A 16954-nucleotide genomic window follows, 5' to 3' on the forward strand; every position below is an offset into this window, starting at 1 on the left:
CGACCACAACGAAGAAAGGGCTCCCCGTGTGTGCACGAGGAGCCCAGGGTCGCGTATGCCGGACGGTCGCCGTCGCGTCACACGGCTCGACACGCCTGCCGCGAGCGGCAGCTGGTCGAGCAGACCTTGACCCGGCAACCGTGAGGTCGACGCGGGTGGAAGCGAGCTTCTCTTTGCACGTCGTCACCGGCGTCCGCCGGAGCGGGAGCATGGTGACGGCTGGTCAGTGGTCCATGCTAGCAGCCGCGACGCCGTGCTCCGAATCGGTGCGAGCCGTGCTCCCTGCCGGGCGACGACCGACGTGCGAGCCGACCAGGCCGGCGGCGGCGATGACGACGCCGAGCGCCGACACGACGACGAAGCCCCACTGCCAGCCGCCGTGGTCGATCGCGAACCCGGCGACCGGGGCCCCGATCGCGGAGCCCGCGGTCATCGCCGACCCGTGCCACCCCATCATCTCGCCGCGGAACCGTTCGGGGACGTGCCGGCTCAGCTGCTCGACGGTGGCGGTGATGGTCGGGGCGCAGAGGAACCCGGACACGGTGATGAGCACGGCGAAGCTCGGCACGCCGACCGCGAGGGCGACGGGGGCCGTCGTCGCCGCCAGGCCGAAGAGCAGCCAGAAGACCGAGAAGGAGCGGTGCCACGCGCCGTAGAGCAGACCGCCCACGAGCGAGCCCGCACCCCAGAGGGCGAGGACCCAGCCGATCGAACCCGTGGCCTCGAAGGAGCGCAGCGCCGCCACGATCGAGACGTCGGTGCCACTGAGGACGAGCGTCGAGCACGCCGCCGCGAGGTAGACCGCTGCGACGGGGACCGTGATGAAACCGCGGATCGCCCGTCCTCGCGGGCCGTCGTCGGGGACCGCGGCGCCGGCGGCGATGGCCTCGGCGCGTGAGGCCTCGCCCACCTCGTCGAGCGCGACCCGCTCCCCCGTCGAGTCCCCGCCCGACCCGCTCTGGGCTGAGTCCGAGTCCGAGGTGAGCCGAGGGTTGACGAGCCACAGGACGAATCCGGCTGCGACAGATGTCAACTCACAGACGAGCAGCGCCCAGCCGGTGTCCCAGGAGGTCGCCAGCCACACCCCGATGGCCGGACCAGCCATGAAGGACAGCTCGGTCGCCGAGGAGTCCAGCGAGAGCGCCGTGCGGCGCTGGTCGCTCGGCACCGACCGGATGATGACCTGGCGCAGGATCGAGAACGTCGGCACCACGAAGAGGCCCGCGAGCGCCGCGAAACCGATGAGTGGGGCGTAGCCCACCCACGGGGCGATCGACCAGCAGACCACCTGTACGACGAGCGAGGGCCCGACCGTGCGGCGCAGGCCGATGCGGTCGAGCAGCCGCCCTCGCCACGGTCCCGAGACGGCGACGGCGACGGTCGAGGCGGCCGTGACGAGTCCGGCCTCGCCGTAGCTGCGGCCGAGCGAGGACACCACGTGCAGCGTGAGGATCACCGCGCCGGCCCACATCGGGACGCGGATGAGGAAGCCCAGCAGCAGGGCGTTGCGCGTGTCCCGGTTGGCCAGCACCGGCCGGTAGGCCCCCAGATCCATGGAACGAAGCCTGCCACTGACCAGCGACGCCACGCACGCGGGTTCTCGCGAGCCCGTCCGACGACCTGGCCGACGCGGCGCACCCGGCGTGGCACGCGGCATACGCCAGAGGACTTGTGACGACCGTGGGACAGGAGAAGGGTGGGGTCATGGCAAAGATGCCCGGCAGATCAGATCTTCCTGCGGCCCCCAACCCCGCCTCGCCGCAGGACATCCGCAACGTCGTGCTGGTCGGACCCGGCGGGGCCGGAAAGACCGCACTCTTCGAGGCGCTCGTCGCGGCGCGCGTGGCCGGTCAGCGCACCGGCACCGGCGAGCACGTCCGCACGACCAGCCTCACCGCCGCCTCCTTCCCGTCCGGCCCCATCACCCTCAACCTGCTCGACACCCCCGGCTACCCCGACTTCGTCGGGGACCTGCGCGCCGGGCTGCGGGCCGCCGACGCCGCGATCTTCGTCGTCTCCGGCGCCGACGACATCGACCGTCCCGTGTCGCTGCTCTGGCGCGAGTGCGCCGCCGTCGGCATGCCCCGCGCCGTCGTCGTGACGCACCTGGACCAGCCGCGCGCCGACTTCGCCACCACTGTCGAGACGTGTCGTCGCACGTTCGGCGACGCCCGGGCCACGCACTGGCCCACCATCGAGAGCGGGTCGGTCACCGGCGTCGTCGGGCTGCTGACCGGGGAGACCTCCGAGGAGCACGAGGACGCCCGGGCGGCGCTCATCGAGTCCGTCATCGAGGAGTCCGAGGACGCGACCCTGCTCGACCGGTACCTCGAGGGCGAGCCCATCGACACCGAGTCGCTGCTCGCCGACCTGCGCACCGCGATCGCCCAGGGCACGTTCTTCCCCATCGTCCCCGTGTCGCCCCTCACGGGGGCCGGCGTCGAGGAGCTGCTCGGGATCGTCGAACGGGCCTTCCCCGACCCGACCCTGCACCCGCTGCCCACCATCACCTCGCCGGCGGGCGGCGCGGTCGGCGGAGTCGCGTGCGACCCGTCGCAGCCCCTCGTGGCCGAGGTCGTGCGCACCACGACCGACCCCTACGTGGGTCGCCTGTCACTCGTGCGCGTCTTCTCCGGGACCCTGCGCGTCGACGAGCCCGTTCACGTCTCGGGGCATCTCGGCGACTTCGTCGGGCACGAGGTCGCCGGCCACCCGGCCCACGACGACGACGAGCGGGTCGGCCCGCTCGCGTCCCCGTTCCTCGAGACGCACCGGCCACGAGGCACCGCCGTCGCCGGCGACATCGCCCTCGTGTCCAAGCTGACCCGGGCCGAGACGTCCGACACCCTGTCCTCGCCGGACCGGCCCGCGGTGGTCGCGCCGTGGCTGCTGCCCGAGCCGCAGCTGCCCGTGGCGATCCGGGCGGCGACCAAGTCCGACGACGACAAGCTCGGTGGTGCGCTGCAGCGTCTCGTCGCCGAGGACGTGACGATGCGGATGGAGCACTCGACCGAGACCGACCAGGTCGTCCTCTGGACGATGGGACAGGCCCACGTCGACGACCTCATCGGGCAGCTGGCCGACCGCTACGGCGTCACCGTGACGGCCGAGCCCTACCGCACCTCGCTTCGCGAGACGTTCGTGCGCCGGTGCTCGGTGCAGGGACGCCACGTCAAGCAGTCGGGCGGGCACGGGCAGTATGCCGTGTGCTCGATCGAGATCGAGCCGCTCCCCCGCGGCTCCGGCTTCGAGTTCGTCGACAAGGTCGTCGGCGGGGCCGTGCCGCGCCAGTTCATCCCGTCGGTCGAGAAGGGCGCCCGGCTCCAGCTCGAGAAGGGGCTGCTCACCGGGCACCCGGTCGTCGACGTCCGGGTCACGCTCACCGACGGCAAGGCGCACTCGGTCGACTCCTCTGACGTCGCCTTCCAGACGGCGGCGGCCCTGGCCCTCAAGGAGGCGGCGAACGCCTCGACGATGGCGCTGCTCGAGCCGATCGACCGGGTCGACATCACCATCGCCGACGAGTACCTCGGCGCCGTGATGTCGGACCTGCGAGGTCGGCGCGGCCAGGTGCTCGGGACGGAGCCCGCGGACGGCATGGGGCCGGAGGGCGGGTGGACGGTCGTGCACGCCGAGGTGCCGTCGGCCGAGCTGTCGCGCTACCCCATCGACCTGCGGTCGGTGTCGCACGGCACCGGGTCGTTCGTGCGCGAGCCGCTGCGCCACGACCTGCTGCCCGCCGACAAGGCCAAGGAGCTCCTGGGGACCTGAGACGATCGAAGGAGCGATCCGTCCGACGGGACGGATCGCTCCTTCGATCGAGACTGGCGGATGGGCCGCCCCTCGCGCTGGTCAGAGACGGACGAGCATCTTGCCGACGTTCTCGCCGCGCAGGACGCCGAGGAAGGCGTCGACCGCGTGGTCGATCCCGTCGCTGAACGTCTCGCGCGAGGTCAGGGTGCCGTCCGCGATCCAGCCGGCCGCACGCTGCGCGTACTCGCCGGCGAGGTCCCAGTGGTCGCCCACCAAGAAGCCGGTGATCGTCCCGCGCGTCTGGATGAGCCGCGCGAGGTTGCGCGGGCCGGGCGCCGCCTCGGTGTTGTTGTAGACCGAGATCGCGCCGCAGATCGCGATGCGCCCACCGAGGCGCAGCGAGCCGACGGCGGCCTCGAGGTGGTCACCGCCGACGTTGTCGAAGTAGACGTCGATGCCGTCGGGAGCGGCCTCGCGCAGCAGGTCCGAGACGCGCCCGTCCTTGTAGTTGAAGGCGGCGTCGAAGCCGAGGTCGTTCAGGAGGTGGTCGACCTTCTCCTGCGAGCCGGCGCTGCCGATGACCCGGCTCGCGCCGAGTGCCTTGGCGACCTGTCCGACGACGCTGCCCACGGCACCGGCGGCGCCGGACACGAAGACGACGTCGCCCTCCTTGAGCCCCGCGACGCGGGTCAGGCCGGCGTATGCCGTGAGGCCGGTCATGCCGAGCACGCCGAGGTAGGCGGACGCCGGGGCGACCGACGTGTCCACGACGCGAACGGCGGAGCCGTCGACGACGGCCTCCTCGCGCCAGCCGAGACCGTGCAGCACGTGGTCACCGACGGCGATGCCGTCGGCACGGGACTCGGTCACGACGCCGACCGCGCCGCCGTGCATGGCCTCGCCGAGCGCATACGGCTCGGCGTAGGACTTGGCGTCGCTCATGCGTCCACGCATGTAGGGGTCGACCGACATGACCTCGTTGCGGACGCGGACCTGTCCGTCGGCGAGGTCGGTGGGCGCGCTCTCGACGAGGGCGAAGTCGTCGTGGGTGGGCCAGCCGACGGGACGGCTCTTGAGCTGGACCTCACGGGGGTTGGTCATCGGGTCTCCTTCTGGGACAGGGGTGCTGGACGTCTGGTTCTGGATGCTTCGGGAGGGGTGAGTGCGGGCAGGCTCAGTCGACGACGATCTCGACGGGGATGTTGCCGCGCGTGGCGTTGGAGTAGGGGCACACCTGGTGGGCGGTGTCGACGAGCTCACGACCGAGCTGCGCGTCGATGCCCTCGGGCAGCTCGACGTGGAGCACGACACCGAGGCCGAAGCCGGTGCTCGAGGACCCGGAGAGGCTGACGTCGGCGGTCACCGCGACGTCGAAGTCCTCGACCCGGCGCTTGCGGGCGACGAGCCCGAGAGCGCTCGCGAAGCACGCGGCATACCCGGCGGCGAAGAGCTGCTCCGGGTTGGTGCCCTCACCACTGCCACCGAGCTCCCGCGGGGCGGCGAGCGTGACGTCGAGACGACCGTCCGAGGTGACGGCGCGACCCTCACGCCCGGAGGCGGTGGCCGAGGCGACGTACTGGGCGGTCTGTGTGGTGGTGGTCATCCTGGCTCCTTGTGTTGCTGACAATTAGATTGTGCGCAATTTGATAGTACGCTTGGGTCATGAGCCCGTCCAATCCGTCCGCCGCAGCCTCGGCATCGACGACGCCGAGCGCCCTCAGCCTCGAGCAGCAGATCTGCTACGCCATGCACACGACCGTGCGAGCGTTCGACGCGGTCTACCGCGAGCTCCTCGCCGAGCACGGGCTCTCCTACCCGCAGTACATCGCCCTCATGACCGTCGGGGAGCACGGGCCGCTCACGGTCGGGCAGCTCGGCGAGCTGATGCACCTCGACTCCGGGACCCTCTCGCCGCTGCTCAAGCGCATGGAGTCCGCCGGTCTCGTCGGACGGACCCGGGACCCCGAGGACGAGCGGCGGGTGCTCGTGTCGGTCACGGCAGGCGGGCGCGAGCGGCTCGGTGCGCTCGGCGACGTGCCACACCAGATCGCCGTCCGGAGCGGCCTCTCGAGGCAGCAGCTGCACGACCTGCACCGCACGCTGCAGGAGGTCACCGAGCGCCTCGACACCGGCGCCTGAGCCTTCGGCAACGAGCCGTCCGCGGTCAGGCCTGGGTCAGGACGGCAGCACGACGGACACGGCGTGGATCAACATGCCGATGAGCCCACCCACGAGGGTGCCGTTGATGCGGATGAACTGCAGGTCGCGACCAACCTGAAGCTCGACGCGCTCGGCTGTCTCCTTGCCGTCCCACCGGTCCACGGTGTCGCTGATGATGCGGGTCAGCTCGGTGCCGTAGCGGTCGATGGCGTAGATCGTCGCATCGCAGATCCGGGTGTCGATGCGCGCTCGGAGGGCTTCGTCCCCCAGCAGCCGCTCGGCGAGCGCCGTCACCTCGCGGACGGCCCGGCTGCGCACCGGCCCGGCCTCGTCCTCGAGGGCGGCGATGACGACCGCCCGGAACGACCCCCACAGCGACATCGCGGTGTCGGCCACCTGCGGGTGCGCGAGCACGCGCTCCTTGAGCCGCTCGGCCTTGGCCTGGGTCACGGGGTCGTGCTGGAGGTCGTCGGCGAGGTCGATGAGCAGCTTGTCGAGTGCGAGGCGCACGTCGTGCCGCGGGTCGTTGCGGATGTCGGCCAGCCACTTGAGCGCCTCGACGTGGATCTTGCGCGCCACGAGGTCGTTGATCGCGTCGGGGACCCAGGCCGGCGCCCGCTGCGTGATGAGCGACTCGAAGAGGTCCTCGTTGTCGACGAGCCAGCCGCGGATCTCGTCGAGTGCCAGGTCGACGAGGCCGACGTGGGCCTCGTCCCGGACGACCTGGTCGAGCAGTCCGCCCGCGAGGGAGCTGATCGGCTCCTGCGCGAGACGCGGGAGCACGGCCTGCTCGATGATCGCGCGGACGTCCTCGTCCGGGATGCGGTGCAACGCGTGCACCGTCACCGTGGCCACCTCGTCCACGAGTCGCTTGGCGTGGCCCGGCACGAGCGCCCACTCGGCCGCCCGTCGCGTCGGCTCGGCATCGAGCACCCGCTCGCGGATGATGTCCTCGCGCATGAAGTTCTCGCTGACGAACTCCTCCAGGCTGCGCCCGATCATCTCCTTCTTGCGCGGGATGAGAGCCGTGTGCGGGATCGGGAGCCCCAGCGGGTGCCGGAAGATGGCGGTCACCGCGAACCAGTCGGCGCAGGCGCCGACCATCGAGGCCTCGGCGCCGGCGTTGACGAAGCCGAGGATGCCGTCATCGTGCCCGCGCGTCAGGACGTAGACGATCGCGGCGAACACGAGCAGCCCGGTTGCCACGAGGCGCATCTGCCGCAGGTCGCGTCGGCGCTGCGCGTCGAGGGCCGGGTCGACGATGAAGCCCAGCGGACCGCTCGACGCGCCGGACCCGCTCGGACCGGAGGCCCTGGCATGTCCGTCCGGCGCGTCGGGGCCGTGACCCGCCGCGGGACCCGGCCCGATGCCGGGCGCCCGGGTCGCCTGGGGTGTGGTGTCCACGTCCGGCACCTCCGCTGGTGGTGTGCTCAGCGCGCTGCTTCGAGCGCGAAGGTCAGAGCATCGATCCTCGCACGGGTCTCGCCGTCGGTCGCGATCCGCTCCCCGATCCGGGTGGCGACGGCACCGACATCATCGGCGTCGAGACCCGGCTCGAGGGCCAGCACGACCCTCAGGACGCCAGCCCCAGCGGGCTCGCCGGCCTCGACGCGGTGCGCCGTCACCTGCGGCTCGGACTCGACGGCAGACCGGATGGCAGCCGCCACGTGGGCGTCGCGGTGGCTCGGCTCCCAGGCCCGCTCCTGGGCGAGGGCCCACAGCATGCTCGGCCGGAGCACCGTGCCATGGGGCGAGGCGACGTCGACGACGAGCACCTGGCACTCCTCGCTGATCGCGGCCTGCGCCGCGGCAGCCGCGCGCACCGGCACGGGGCGGGCGTTCGCGTCCCAGGCCGCGAGGGTCTCGAGGGAGGTGAACATCGGCAGGGCACGCGAGCCGTCGGGCGAGGTCAGCGTCACGGCAGCCATGTCGCTGCGGGTGTCGACGGTGTGGGGCCCGGAGTCGTCGAGCTCTGCGGCGACCGCGACCACGGGGACGAGCCATCGGGCCTGCGACGCGTGCCGCATCAGCGCGACCTCCGCGTCGTCACCCGGAGCGTCGTGCACCGCGGTGAGGGCGGCGAGCAGGCCGGCGTCGGCCCCGCCTGCATCGCCGGAGAAGCCGTGGGACGGGATCGACTTGCCCTCCCACGCCTGACCGGCGGAGTCCGCCGGACGACCGTGAGCGTCGTGGTGACCGGGAGCGGGCGTGGGAGAGGTCATGAAGACAGCCGCCCGGCGACGTCGAGCGCCTCGGGAAGCGTGAACGCACCTCGGTACAGGGCCGACCCGACGATGGCGCCCTCGACGCCGTCGCCGACGAGCTCACGGATCGTGGCGATGTCCTCGAGCGTCGAGACGCCGCCGCTCGCGACGACGGGTCGGTCGGTGCGGGCGCAGACGTCGCGGAGCAGCTCGACGTTGGGGCCCTGGAGCATGCCGTCCTTGTTGACGTCGGTGACGACGTAGCGCGCACAGCCCTCGGCGTCGAGACGCGCGAGCGTCTCCCACAGGTCCCCGCCCTCGCGGGTCCAGCCCCGGGCGGCGAGCGTCGTGCCGCGGACGTCGAGGCCGATGGCGACGCGGTCGGCGTGGGCGGCGATGATCGAGGCGGTCCAGTCGGGGTCCTCGAGCGCGGCGGTGCCGATGTTGACCCTCCGGCATCCGGTGGCGAGGGCCGCCTCGAGCGACTCGGTGTCGCGGATGCCGCCCGACAGCTCGACCTGCAGGTCGAGCCGACCGACGATCGAGCCGATGAGCTCCCGGTTGCTGCCCCGGCCGAAGGCGGCGTCGAGGTCGACGAGGTGGATCCACTCGGCGCCCTGCTCCTGCCAGCGCAACGCGGCCTCCCACGGGTCACCGAACTCGCCGCCGCTGCCGGCGACGCCCTGCACCAGCTGGACGGCGCGACCGCCTGCGATGTCGACGGCGGGCAGCAGCTCGAGGCGGGGCTGGTCGGTCATGACGGTGCGTGCTCCTTGATCGTGGCGGGCCCTCAGAAGTATGCCGTGAGCCACGGGCGGGCTGCCCGGCCGGCCCACGACGTGGCCGCCCGACCGGTCGGGACGTGAGCACTCGAAGCACGCGCCCCGAGGGCCTCTGGTCGGCCCGGTGTCAACTGGTGGGTGGCGCGGGCGCGGCCGGTGTCGGCGGCTCGGGTGGTGAGCCTGCCGGTGAGTCCAGGTGTGCCGCGGGGGCGACCTCGGGCGTGCCCGCGGCTGCGTCGCCCGTGCCCGCGGATGCGCCTGCACCTGCGGCGATCTCGGCACGGTGACGCCACAGGACGTAGAACAGCCCGACCACGAGGACACCGATGATGAGCGCGATCCGCACCGGCCAGGAGAGGTCGAGCAACGTCGCCACGACGAGCGTGCCGAGTGCCGTGCCCATCGTGGTCGGCAGGCCCGGGCGGCTACGACGGCGTCGTGGGTAGAGCGTCCCGGAGGATGAGCGTCGGCTCGTCGACGTCGCGGTGCGACGCGTCGCGCCCCGGGCCGTCCGGGTCGTCCTCGTCGTGCGCTTCACGGCCCGGCTGCCGGCAGTCTTCCTCGTCGCCACGGTCCCCTCCTCGTCGAGGCCGGGACCCGATCAGCCCGGCGAGGCGGTGGGGTCCGGCACGGTCACAGGCTGCGGACCCAGTTCTCGAGCAGCTGCAGCCCGGCGTCGCCGGACTTCTCGGGGTGGAACTGGGTCGCGCTCAGGGGCCCATTCTCGACCGCGGCGACGAACTTCGCACCGTGACGCGCCCACGTGACGCGAGGTGCCACGCGGGCGAAGGCGCCGGTGGCCTCGAGCGTCCACTCCTGCACGGCATACGAGTGGACGAAGTAGAAACGCTCCCGCTCGACACCGGCGAACAAGGTGGATCCGTCGGCGACCTCGACCTCGGACCAGCCCATGTGCGGCACGACGTCGGCGGGGAGCCGCTCGACCGTGCCGGGCCACTCGCCGAGTCCCTCGAGCGGGTGCTCGGAGGGCTCGCTCGATCCGTCGAAGAGCACCTGCATCCCGACGCAGACCCCGAGGACGGCCCGGCCGCCGCTGATCCGCCGGCCGATGATGCGTGGCCCGTGCGCAGCGGCGAGTCCGGCCATGCAGGCGTGGAAGTTGCCGACCCCCGGCACGAACAGCCCGTCGCACTCGAGGGCGTGGTGCGGGTCGGACGTCAGGGTGACCGTGGCACCGACGCGCTCGAGCGCACGCACGGCCGAGCGGACGTTGCCGCTGCCGTAGTCGAGGACGACGACATCGGCACTCATCGAGGCGCCTCCATCGTCAGAGCGCTCCCTTGGCGCTCGGGACCCCGACGACGCGCGGGTCCGGGGCGACGGCGGCACGCAGCGCGCGGGCGACGGCCTTGAACTGGGCCTCGACGATGTGGTGGGGGTCGCGGCCGGCGAGCACGCGCACGTGCAGGCAGAGTCCGGCGTTGTAGGCGAAGGACTCGAGCACGTGGCGGGTCATCGAGCCGGTGAAGTGCCCACCGATGAGGGCGTACTGCTGGCCCTCGGGCTCACCCTCGTGCACGACGTACGGTCGCCCTGCGACGTCGACCACCGCGTGGCACAGGGCCTCGTCGAGCGGGACGGTGGCGTCGCCGAACCGGGAGATGCCGGACTTGTCGCCCAGCGCCTCGCGCACCGCCTGCCCGAGCACGATCGCGGTGTCCTCGACCGTGTGGTGCACGTCGACGTCGACGTCGCCCGTGGCCTTGACGGTGAGGTCGATGAGCGAGTGCTTGCTCAGCGAGTGCAGCATGTGGTCGTAGAACGGCACGCCGGTGGAGACGTCCGACGTGCCCGTGCCGTCGAGGTCGAGCCACAGCTCGACGGACGACTCGGAGGTCGAGCGGGTGATCTTGGCGGTGCGGCTCATGCGGGGGGCTCCTGCCGGTCGGCGCTGGGGGCGAGCACGTGCGTGGGTGCGAGACGGGTCATGGCCTCGAGGAAGGCGGTCGTCTCATCGGGGTCACCCGCGGTGACGCGAAGGTGGTGGGCGATGCCCATGTCGCGGACCAGGACGCCCGCGTCGAGCAGGGCCTGCCAGGTGGCCTTCTCGTCACGGAGGCCGCCGAAGAGGACGAAGTTGCTGTCGCTCGCGACGGGGCGCGCGCCGAGCTCGGCGAGCCGCTCGACGATGCGGTCGCGCTGGTGCTTGATGACCTCGACCGTGCCGAGCATGACGTCCGCGTGCTCGAGGGCGATCCGGGCGATCGTCTGGGTCGGGCTGCTCAGGTGATAGGGCAGCCGGACCAGCCGCAGCGCGTCGACGAGCTCGGGTGCCGCCACGAGGTAGCCGAGCCGCCCGCCGGCGAAGGCGAAGGCCTTGCTCATGGTGCGGGTCACGACGAGACGTGGGTGATCGGCAAGGAGCGTCAGCGCGGACCGCGTTCCGGGACGGGCGAACTCGGCATACGCCTCGTCGACGACGACGATCGCGTTGGGGGCAGCCTCGAGCACCGCACCGATCACGTCGAACGGCAGCGCCGTACCGGTCGGGTTGTTCGGCGAGCAGAGGAAGACGATGGACGGGTCGTGCTCTCGCGCCTGCGCCACGGCCGACTCCGCCGTCAGGTCGAACGCGTCGGGTTCGGTGGCGGCGGAACGGAGCCCGTCGACCCACGTCATGCCGTGCGTCTCGCTGATGATCGGGTGCATCGAGTAGCTCGGGGTGAAGCCGAGTGCGACCCGGCCGTGGCCGCCGAAGGCCTGCACGATGTGCGAGAGCACCTCGTTGGAGCCGTTGCCAGCCCAGACCTGTTCGGGCGTCACCGACACCCCCGACTGCTTCTCGAGGTATGCCGTCAGCGCCTTGCGCAGGTCGGTGAACTCGCGGTCGGGGTAGCGGTTGAGCGAGGCCACGTCGTCGGCGAGCGCCACGAGCACGGCGTCGACGACGACCTGCGGCACCGGGTAGGAGTTCTCGTTGGTGTTGAGACGCACCGGCACGTCGAGCTGTGGCGCGCCGTAGGGCGTGCGACCGCGCAGGTCGGGACGGATCAACCGCTGGACCTCGTCGGCCGCGCCCGGCCGCTGGGTCGAGGCGTCCGTCACCGGGGCACCTCGTCGCCGAAACGCGCCGTCACGGCCTCGCCGTGGGCCGGGAGGTCCTCGGCCTGGGCGAGCGTCACGACGTGCCGGGCGACCCCGCGCAGGGCGGGCTCGTCGTAGTCGACGACGTGGATGCCGCGGAGGAACGACTGCACCGACAGACCACTGCTGTGGCACGCGCACCCTGCCGTCGGCAGCACGTGGTTGGACCCGGCGGCGTAGTCCCCCAGGCTGACCGGGCTGTGAGGCCCCACGAAGACGGCGCCGGCGTTGCGCACGCGAGCGGCGACCTCGGCGGCGTCACGGGTCTGGATCTCGAGGTGCTCGGCGGCATACGCGTTGACGACATCGAGGCCGGCGTCGACGTCGTCGACGAGGACGATGCGCGACTGCGTGCCCTCGAGCGCCTCGGTGACGCGCTCGGCGTGCTTCGTCGCAGGGACGCGACGGGCCAGGGCACGCCGAGTCTGCTCGGCGAGCTCCTCGCTGTCGGTGACGAGCACCGAGGCCGCGAGCGGGTCGTGCTCCGCCTGGCTGACGAGGTCGGCCGCGACGTGGTCGGGGTCGGCGGAGTCGTCCGCGAGGATCGCGATCTCGGTGGGGCCGGCCTCGGCGTCGATGCCGATGAGCCCCTTGAGGAGGCGCTTGGCGGCGACGACCCAGATGTTGCCGGGACCGGTGACGAGCGACACCGGGTCGCAGACGACCGGCTCGCCGTCGACATCGCCCCACTGCGGGTCGTCGTCGACGAAGCCGTGCGCGAACATCGCGACCGCCTGGGCGCCACCGACGGCATACACCTCGTCGACGCCGAGGAGCGCGCACGCGGCGAGGATGGTCGGGTTCGGGTACCCCGCGAACTCACCGACGTTCTCACGCTGCGGCGGGGACGCGACGGCGAGCGAGCCGACCTCGGCCAGCTGGGCCGGCACGACGTTCATGATGACGCTGCTCGGGTAGACGGCGAGGCCGCCGGGCACGTAGAGGCCGACACGGTCGACGGGCACCCAGCGCTCCGTGACGGTGCCGCCGGGCACGACCTGGGTCGTCGTGTCGGTGCGGCGCTGGTCGGCGTGCACGATGCGGGCGCGGCGGATCGACTCGTCCAGTGCCGCACGCAGGTCGGGGTCGAGCTGGTCGAGGGCGGACTGCAGGACGGCACGCGGCACCCGCAGGTGCGTGGGACGGACACCGTCGAATCGTTCGCCGAGGTCGCGCAGCGCCTCAGCTCCACGATGCTCGACGTCCTCGCAGATCGGCCGCACCTGCTCGAGGGCGGCCGTGACGTCGAACTCGGCTCGGGGAAGGGCCCGGCGCAGGAAGCGCACGTCGAGCGTGCGGCCGCGCAGGTCGAGGGAGGACATCATGGGTCACAAGTCTAGGAGGCGCCGGATGGAGCGAGGACCACGGTCTCAGCGTGCGGCACTCGGTGCGCGCCCTGGCCGGCGGCGGGCCTGCCGAATCTTGGCGCGGCGCTGACAAAGGTCAGACCAACGACTGACCCGGCGTCGAGGGGCGCTCCGCCACGCTCGGTGTGGCCACCGCCCGACCCGGCGGTGGGTGTCTGAACCCACCCGACTCCCCCGCCCGACAGGAGAACCTGTGCCCGTCGTCATCCCCCGGCGTCGCATCGCGGCCGTCATCACCGGCCTTGCGATCGCCCTCGTCCCGCCGAGTCTCGCGCTCACCAGCGCCGCCGGCTCGCCGGCCACCACGCTGCCGCTACCCCGCGTTGCCGTCGCGCCGGCGCTCGCCGCGGCCGCCCCGCTCACGGTCTCGCAGGCCATCGCGTCGCAGACCGGCCAGAGTGCCACCGTCCGCGGCTACGTCGTCGGCCAGCCCACGGCCACCAGCACCGTCGTCCGGTCGGGCTTCCCCAACGACTACGCGCTCGCCGTCGCCGACTCCACGTCCGAGACGTCGACGAGCAAGATGCTCTACGTCCAGATCCCGGCCGCCTTCCGCTCGGCATGGGGCCTGCAGAGCAACCCGTCACTGATGGGCCGCCAGATCGACGTCACCGGTGCGCTGTCGGCGTACTTCTCGCACCCCGGCATGACGTCGACGAGCGCCTTCGCCTTCAGCGGCTCGGCGACGACGACCACGACGACCAGCCCGACGAGCACGACGACGAGCCCGAGCCCGACCGGCACGACGAGCCCCTACGACTCGACCTACTACGCGTCGGCCGTCGGCAAGACCGGCTCGGCGCTCCACACCGAGCTGCACCGGATCACCTCGAGCGGCGTCACCACCCTGACCTACGACCAGGTCTGGACGGCGCTGAAGGACACCGACCAGGACCCGAACAACACCAACAACGTCATCGAGGTCTACTCGGGACGCTCGATCGCCAAGTCCGACAACGGTGGCGGCGTCGACCAGTGGAACCGCGAGCACGTCTGGGCCAAGAGCCACGGTGACTTCGGCACGGTCAACGGCCCGGGCACCGACGTGCACCACCTGCGTCCCGAGGACGTCACCGTCAACTCCGCGCGCGGCAACCTCGACTTCGACCTCGGCGGCTCGGCCATCTCCCAGTGCACCGGCTGCCTGGGCGACGCCGACTCCTTCGAGCCGCGCAACGCCGTCAAGGGCGACGTCGCCCGGATGATCTTCTACATGGCGGTCCGCTGGGACGGCGGCGACGGCTTCGCCGACCTCGAGCCGAACAACCAGGTGGCCAACGCGTCCGCACCGGCCATCGGGAAGATCTCGGTGCTCAGGCAGTGGAACCTGCAGGACCCGCCGGACGCGTTCGAGAAGCGCCGCAACCAGGTCATCTTCGACACGTGGCAGCACAACCGGAACCCGTTCGTCGACCACCCGGAGTGGGTCACCGCGATCTACGGTTCCTGACCGGCCGACACCGCAGGGCGGCGGCCGTGATCACGACGTCTGGTCGATGAGCACGGCCGTCTCCCAGGCCCACTGACGCCAGAGGTCGTAGCGTCCCGAGCGGCCGCCGTGACCGGCCGCCATCTCGGTCCGGAAGAGGATCTGGGCCGGGTCGGCCACCTCGAGGTCGGCGTGCCGCAGTGCCGCGACCCACTTCGCCGGCTCGGTGACGTAGACGCGGGTGTCGTCGAGCCCCGCCGTGACGAGCAGGCTGGGGTGTCGGGTCGGCCGCACGTTCTCGTACGGCGTGTAGGACTTGATGAGGGCGTATGCCGTGGCGTCCTCGAGGGGGTTGCCCCACTCCTCCCACTCGAGGACCGTCAGCGGCAGGCTCGGGTCGAGGACCGTCGTCAGCGCGTCGACGAAGGGCACTTGGGCATGGACGAAGCGGAAGCGCTCGGGCGCGAGGTTGACGACAGCGCCCATGAGGAGACCACCGGCCGAGCCGCCCTCTGCGGCAAGCCGGTTCGGAGCCACCACACGGGACGCCACCAGGTGCTCGGCGCAGGCGACGAAGTCCGTGAACGTGTTGGGCTTGGCCCCGAGCTTGCCGTCGTCGTACCACGACCGGCCCATCTCCGACCCTCCTCGCACGTGGGCGATGGCAAAGACCCAGCCCCGGTCGAGGAGCGAGAGGCGCAGCACCGAGAACCACGGGTCGCTCGAGATCCCGTAGGCGCCGTAGGCGTTGAGCAGCCCGGGCGCGGTGCCGTCCGGGAGGACGTCGTGACGGTGCACGATCGAGATCGGGATGCGCGTGCCGTCGGCGGCGGTGGCCCACTCGCGCCGCTGGCGGTACTGGGACAGGTCGACGTCGCCGCGCACGTGCTGCTGCTTGAGCAGAGTGAAGGTGCGCGAATGCACGTCGTAGTCCTCGACCGTGCGAGGCGTGACGAGCGACTCGTGGACGACCTGCAGGGTCGGGGTGGACGCCTCGGGGTTGACGCCGACGTGCAACGTCCCGATCGGCTCTCCGACGGCGACGTCGTGGGCCTCACCGAGGCCGTTCGGGGCAGTCGGGTCCCGGAGGACCACCCGCACCCCGGTGCCGCCCTCACGCCTGAGGGACACCGCGATGAAGTCGTCGAAACCTTCTGCGCCGGTGACGTACTCGTCCTCGGTCGTGACCCCCAGCGGCACCCACTCGTCGGCCGAGGTGCAGGACACCGGGGCGATCGCGAGCTCGAAGTTGACCCGGTTCGCGTTGTGCGTCACGAGCAGCTGGTCGCCGAAGGGCTCGATGTCGTACTCGACGCCCTGGCGCCGCTCGGCCACGACGTGTGGCGTGCCCAAGGGGTCGCCGGCGTCGAGGAGCCGGAACTCGCTCGTGGTCTTGGACCCGATCGCGATGAGGACGAACCGGTCGTCGCGAGAGCTGCCAACGCCGACGAAGAAGCGCTCGTCGGTCTCCTCGTGCACGAGCACGTCGGAGGTGGCCGGCGTGCCCACCTCGTGACGCCAGACCTGGTGGGGGCGCCAGGCCTCGTCGACGCGGGTGTAGAAGAAGAAGCGCGCGTCGAGCGACCACGCGAGCGAGCCGCCGGTCTGCCGCACGGTGTCGTCGAGGACCGAGGCGTTCTCGATTCGGCGCACGAACACGTCGTAGCGTTCGTCGCCGACGACGTCCACGGCATACGCCAGCAGCTCGCCCGACGGCGACACCTCGCTGGCCCCGACGGCGAAGAACTCGTGGTCCCGGCCCTCCACGTTCTGGTCGAGGAGGACCTGTTCACCCGCGGGTGGGCGTCCTCCGTCTAGGGTCGGACGATCGGGATGGTCGGCGACCCGCACCCGCGCCTCGACGGCGTACTGCTCGCCCTCGACGGTGCGCGAGTAGTACCACCAGCGGTCGTGTCGCACCGGCACCGAGAGGTCCGTCTCCTCGATGCGCGAGCGGAACTCCTCGAAGACCTGCTCGGCGAGCGGACGCAGGTGCTCGGTGCGCTCGGTCGCGTACGCGTTCTCGGCGACGAGCAGCTCGCGCAGCTCCTCCGAGTCGCGGTCGGCCATCCACGCGTAGGGGTCCTCGAAGCGGTCACCGTGGTGCTCGCGGGTGCTCGGGTCACGCCGGGCGGTCGGGGGCTGCTGCATTCC

The 16954-nt window shown here is 71.9% G+C and carries 15 protein-coding genes; 3 read left to right on the top strand and 12 right to left on the bottom strand.

The window, feature by feature from the left end; translation table 11 throughout:
* Positions 1-223: 223 nt before the first annotated feature.
* A complete protein-coding gene (locus ABD831_RS19805; RefSeq protein ID WP_344950898.1) occupies positions 224-1555 on the bottom strand; it encodes an MFS transporter in 1332 nt (443 codons plus the stop codon).
* Between the two features lie 149 nt (positions 1556-1704).
* Here ABD831_RS19805 and ABD831_RS19810 point away from each other — a divergent pair, with 149 nt between their 5' ends.
* The gene (locus tag ABD831_RS19810; RefSeq protein WP_344950900.1) at positions 1705-3771 is read left to right on the top strand and encodes an elongation factor G-like protein EF-G2; all 2067 of its coding nucleotides are present in this window, start codon (positions 1705-1707) and stop codon (positions 3769-3771) included.
* A gap of 81 nt (positions 3772-3852) precedes the next feature.
* Here the strand turns inward: ABD831_RS19810 and ABD831_RS19815 are convergent, their stop codons facing one another.
* Together ABD831_RS19815 and ABD831_RS19820 are read right to left on the bottom strand one after the other, a co-directional pair.
* Positions 3853-4854 (bottom strand): NADP-dependent oxidoreductase, encoded by a 1002-nt coding sequence (locus ABD831_RS19815; protein ID WP_344950903.1) that lies wholly within the window; start codon positions 4852-4854, stop codon positions 3853-3855.
* Between the two features lie 73 nt (positions 4855-4927).
* Positions 4928-5356, bottom strand: coding sequence for an Ohr family peroxiredoxin (locus ABD831_RS19820; protein WP_142180188.1), 429 nt, complete (start codon positions 5354-5356; stop codon positions 4928-4930).
* 59 nt (positions 5357-5415) lie between these two features.
* On the opposite strand from ABD831_RS19820, the gene ABD831_RS19825 reads away from it, so the two are divergent.
* A complete protein-coding gene (locus tag ABD831_RS19825; protein WP_344950907.1) occupies positions 5416-5892 on the top strand; it encodes a MarR family winged helix-turn-helix transcriptional regulator in 477 nt (158 codons plus the stop codon).
* Between the two features lie 36 nt (positions 5893-5928).
* On the opposite strand, the gene ABD831_RS19830 is transcribed toward ABD831_RS19825, so the two are convergent.
* The 8 genes from ABD831_RS19830 to hisD all read right to left on the bottom strand — a co-directional run bounded on the left by ABD831_RS19830 (position 5929) and on the right by hisD (position 13329).
* The gene (locus ABD831_RS19830; RefSeq protein ID WP_344950910.1) at positions 5929-7317 is read right to left on the bottom strand and encodes a DUF445 domain-containing protein; all 1389 of its coding nucleotides are present in this window, start codon (positions 7315-7317) and stop codon (positions 5929-5931) included.
* A 26-nt stretch (positions 7318-7343) separates the two neighbouring features.
* Positions 7344-8135, bottom strand: a complete 792-nt coding sequence (locus ABD831_RS19835; RefSeq protein WP_344950913.1) for an SseB family protein — start codon at positions 8133-8135, stop codon at positions 7344-7346.
* Positions 8132-8875, bottom strand: coding sequence for a bifunctional 1-(5-phosphoribosyl)-5-((5-phosphoribosylamino)methylideneamino)imidazole-4-carboxamide isomerase/phosphoribosylanthranilate isomerase PriA (gene priA / locus ABD831_RS19840; protein WP_344950916.1), 744 nt, complete (start codon positions 8873-8875; stop codon positions 8132-8134). The genes ABD831_RS19835 and priA overlap by 4 nt, the downstream gene beginning before the upstream one ends.
* A gap of 151 nt (positions 8876-9026) precedes the next feature.
* Positions 9027-9470: a hypothetical protein gene (locus tag ABD831_RS19845; RefSeq protein ID WP_344950919.1), complete on the bottom strand. Its 444-nt coding sequence runs from the start codon at positions 9468-9470 to the stop codon at positions 9027-9029.
* A 62-nt stretch (positions 9471-9532) separates the two neighbouring features.
* Complete coding sequence (gene hisH / locus ABD831_RS19850; protein WP_344950922.1) at positions 9533-10171, bottom strand: imidazole glycerol phosphate synthase subunit HisH; 639 nt, start codon at positions 10169-10171, stop codon at positions 9533-9535.
* A 16-nt stretch (positions 10172-10187) separates the two neighbouring features.
* Entirely contained in the window at positions 10188-10787 is a 600-nt protein-coding gene (gene hisB / locus ABD831_RS19855; RefSeq protein ID WP_142180182.1) for an imidazoleglycerol-phosphate dehydratase HisB, read from the bottom strand.
* Complete coding sequence (locus ABD831_RS19860; RefSeq protein ID WP_344950926.1) at positions 10784-11965, bottom strand: histidinol-phosphate transaminase; 1182 nt, start codon at positions 11963-11965, stop codon at positions 10784-10786. The genes hisB and ABD831_RS19860 overlap by 4 nt, the downstream gene beginning before the upstream one ends.
* Positions 11962-13329, bottom strand: coding sequence for a histidinol dehydrogenase (hisD, locus tag ABD831_RS19865; protein ID WP_344950929.1), 1368 nt, complete (start codon positions 13327-13329; stop codon positions 11962-11964). The genes ABD831_RS19860 and hisD overlap by 4 nt, the downstream gene beginning before the upstream one ends.
* A gap of 235 nt (positions 13330-13564) precedes the next feature.
* On the opposite strand from hisD, the gene ABD831_RS19870 reads away from it, so the two are divergent.
* Complete coding sequence (locus ABD831_RS19870; RefSeq protein WP_344950932.1) at positions 13565-14821, top strand: endonuclease; 1257 nt, start codon at positions 13565-13567, stop codon at positions 14819-14821.
* Between the two features lie 30 nt (positions 14822-14851).
* Here the strand turns inward: ABD831_RS19870 and ABD831_RS19875 are convergent, their stop codons facing one another.
* Positions 14852-16951 (bottom strand): S9 family peptidase, encoded by a 2100-nt coding sequence (locus tag ABD831_RS19875; RefSeq protein WP_344950935.1) that lies wholly within the window; start codon positions 16949-16951, stop codon positions 14852-14854.
* Positions 16952-16954: the final 3 nt, after the last annotated feature.

Origin of the sequence: Terrabacter ginsenosidimutans (assembly GCF_039539425.1) — a bacterium.
In the GTDB taxonomy this organism is placed as follows: domain Bacteria; phylum Actinomycetota; class Actinomycetes; order Actinomycetales; family Dermatophilaceae; genus Terrabacter; species Terrabacter ginsenosidimutans.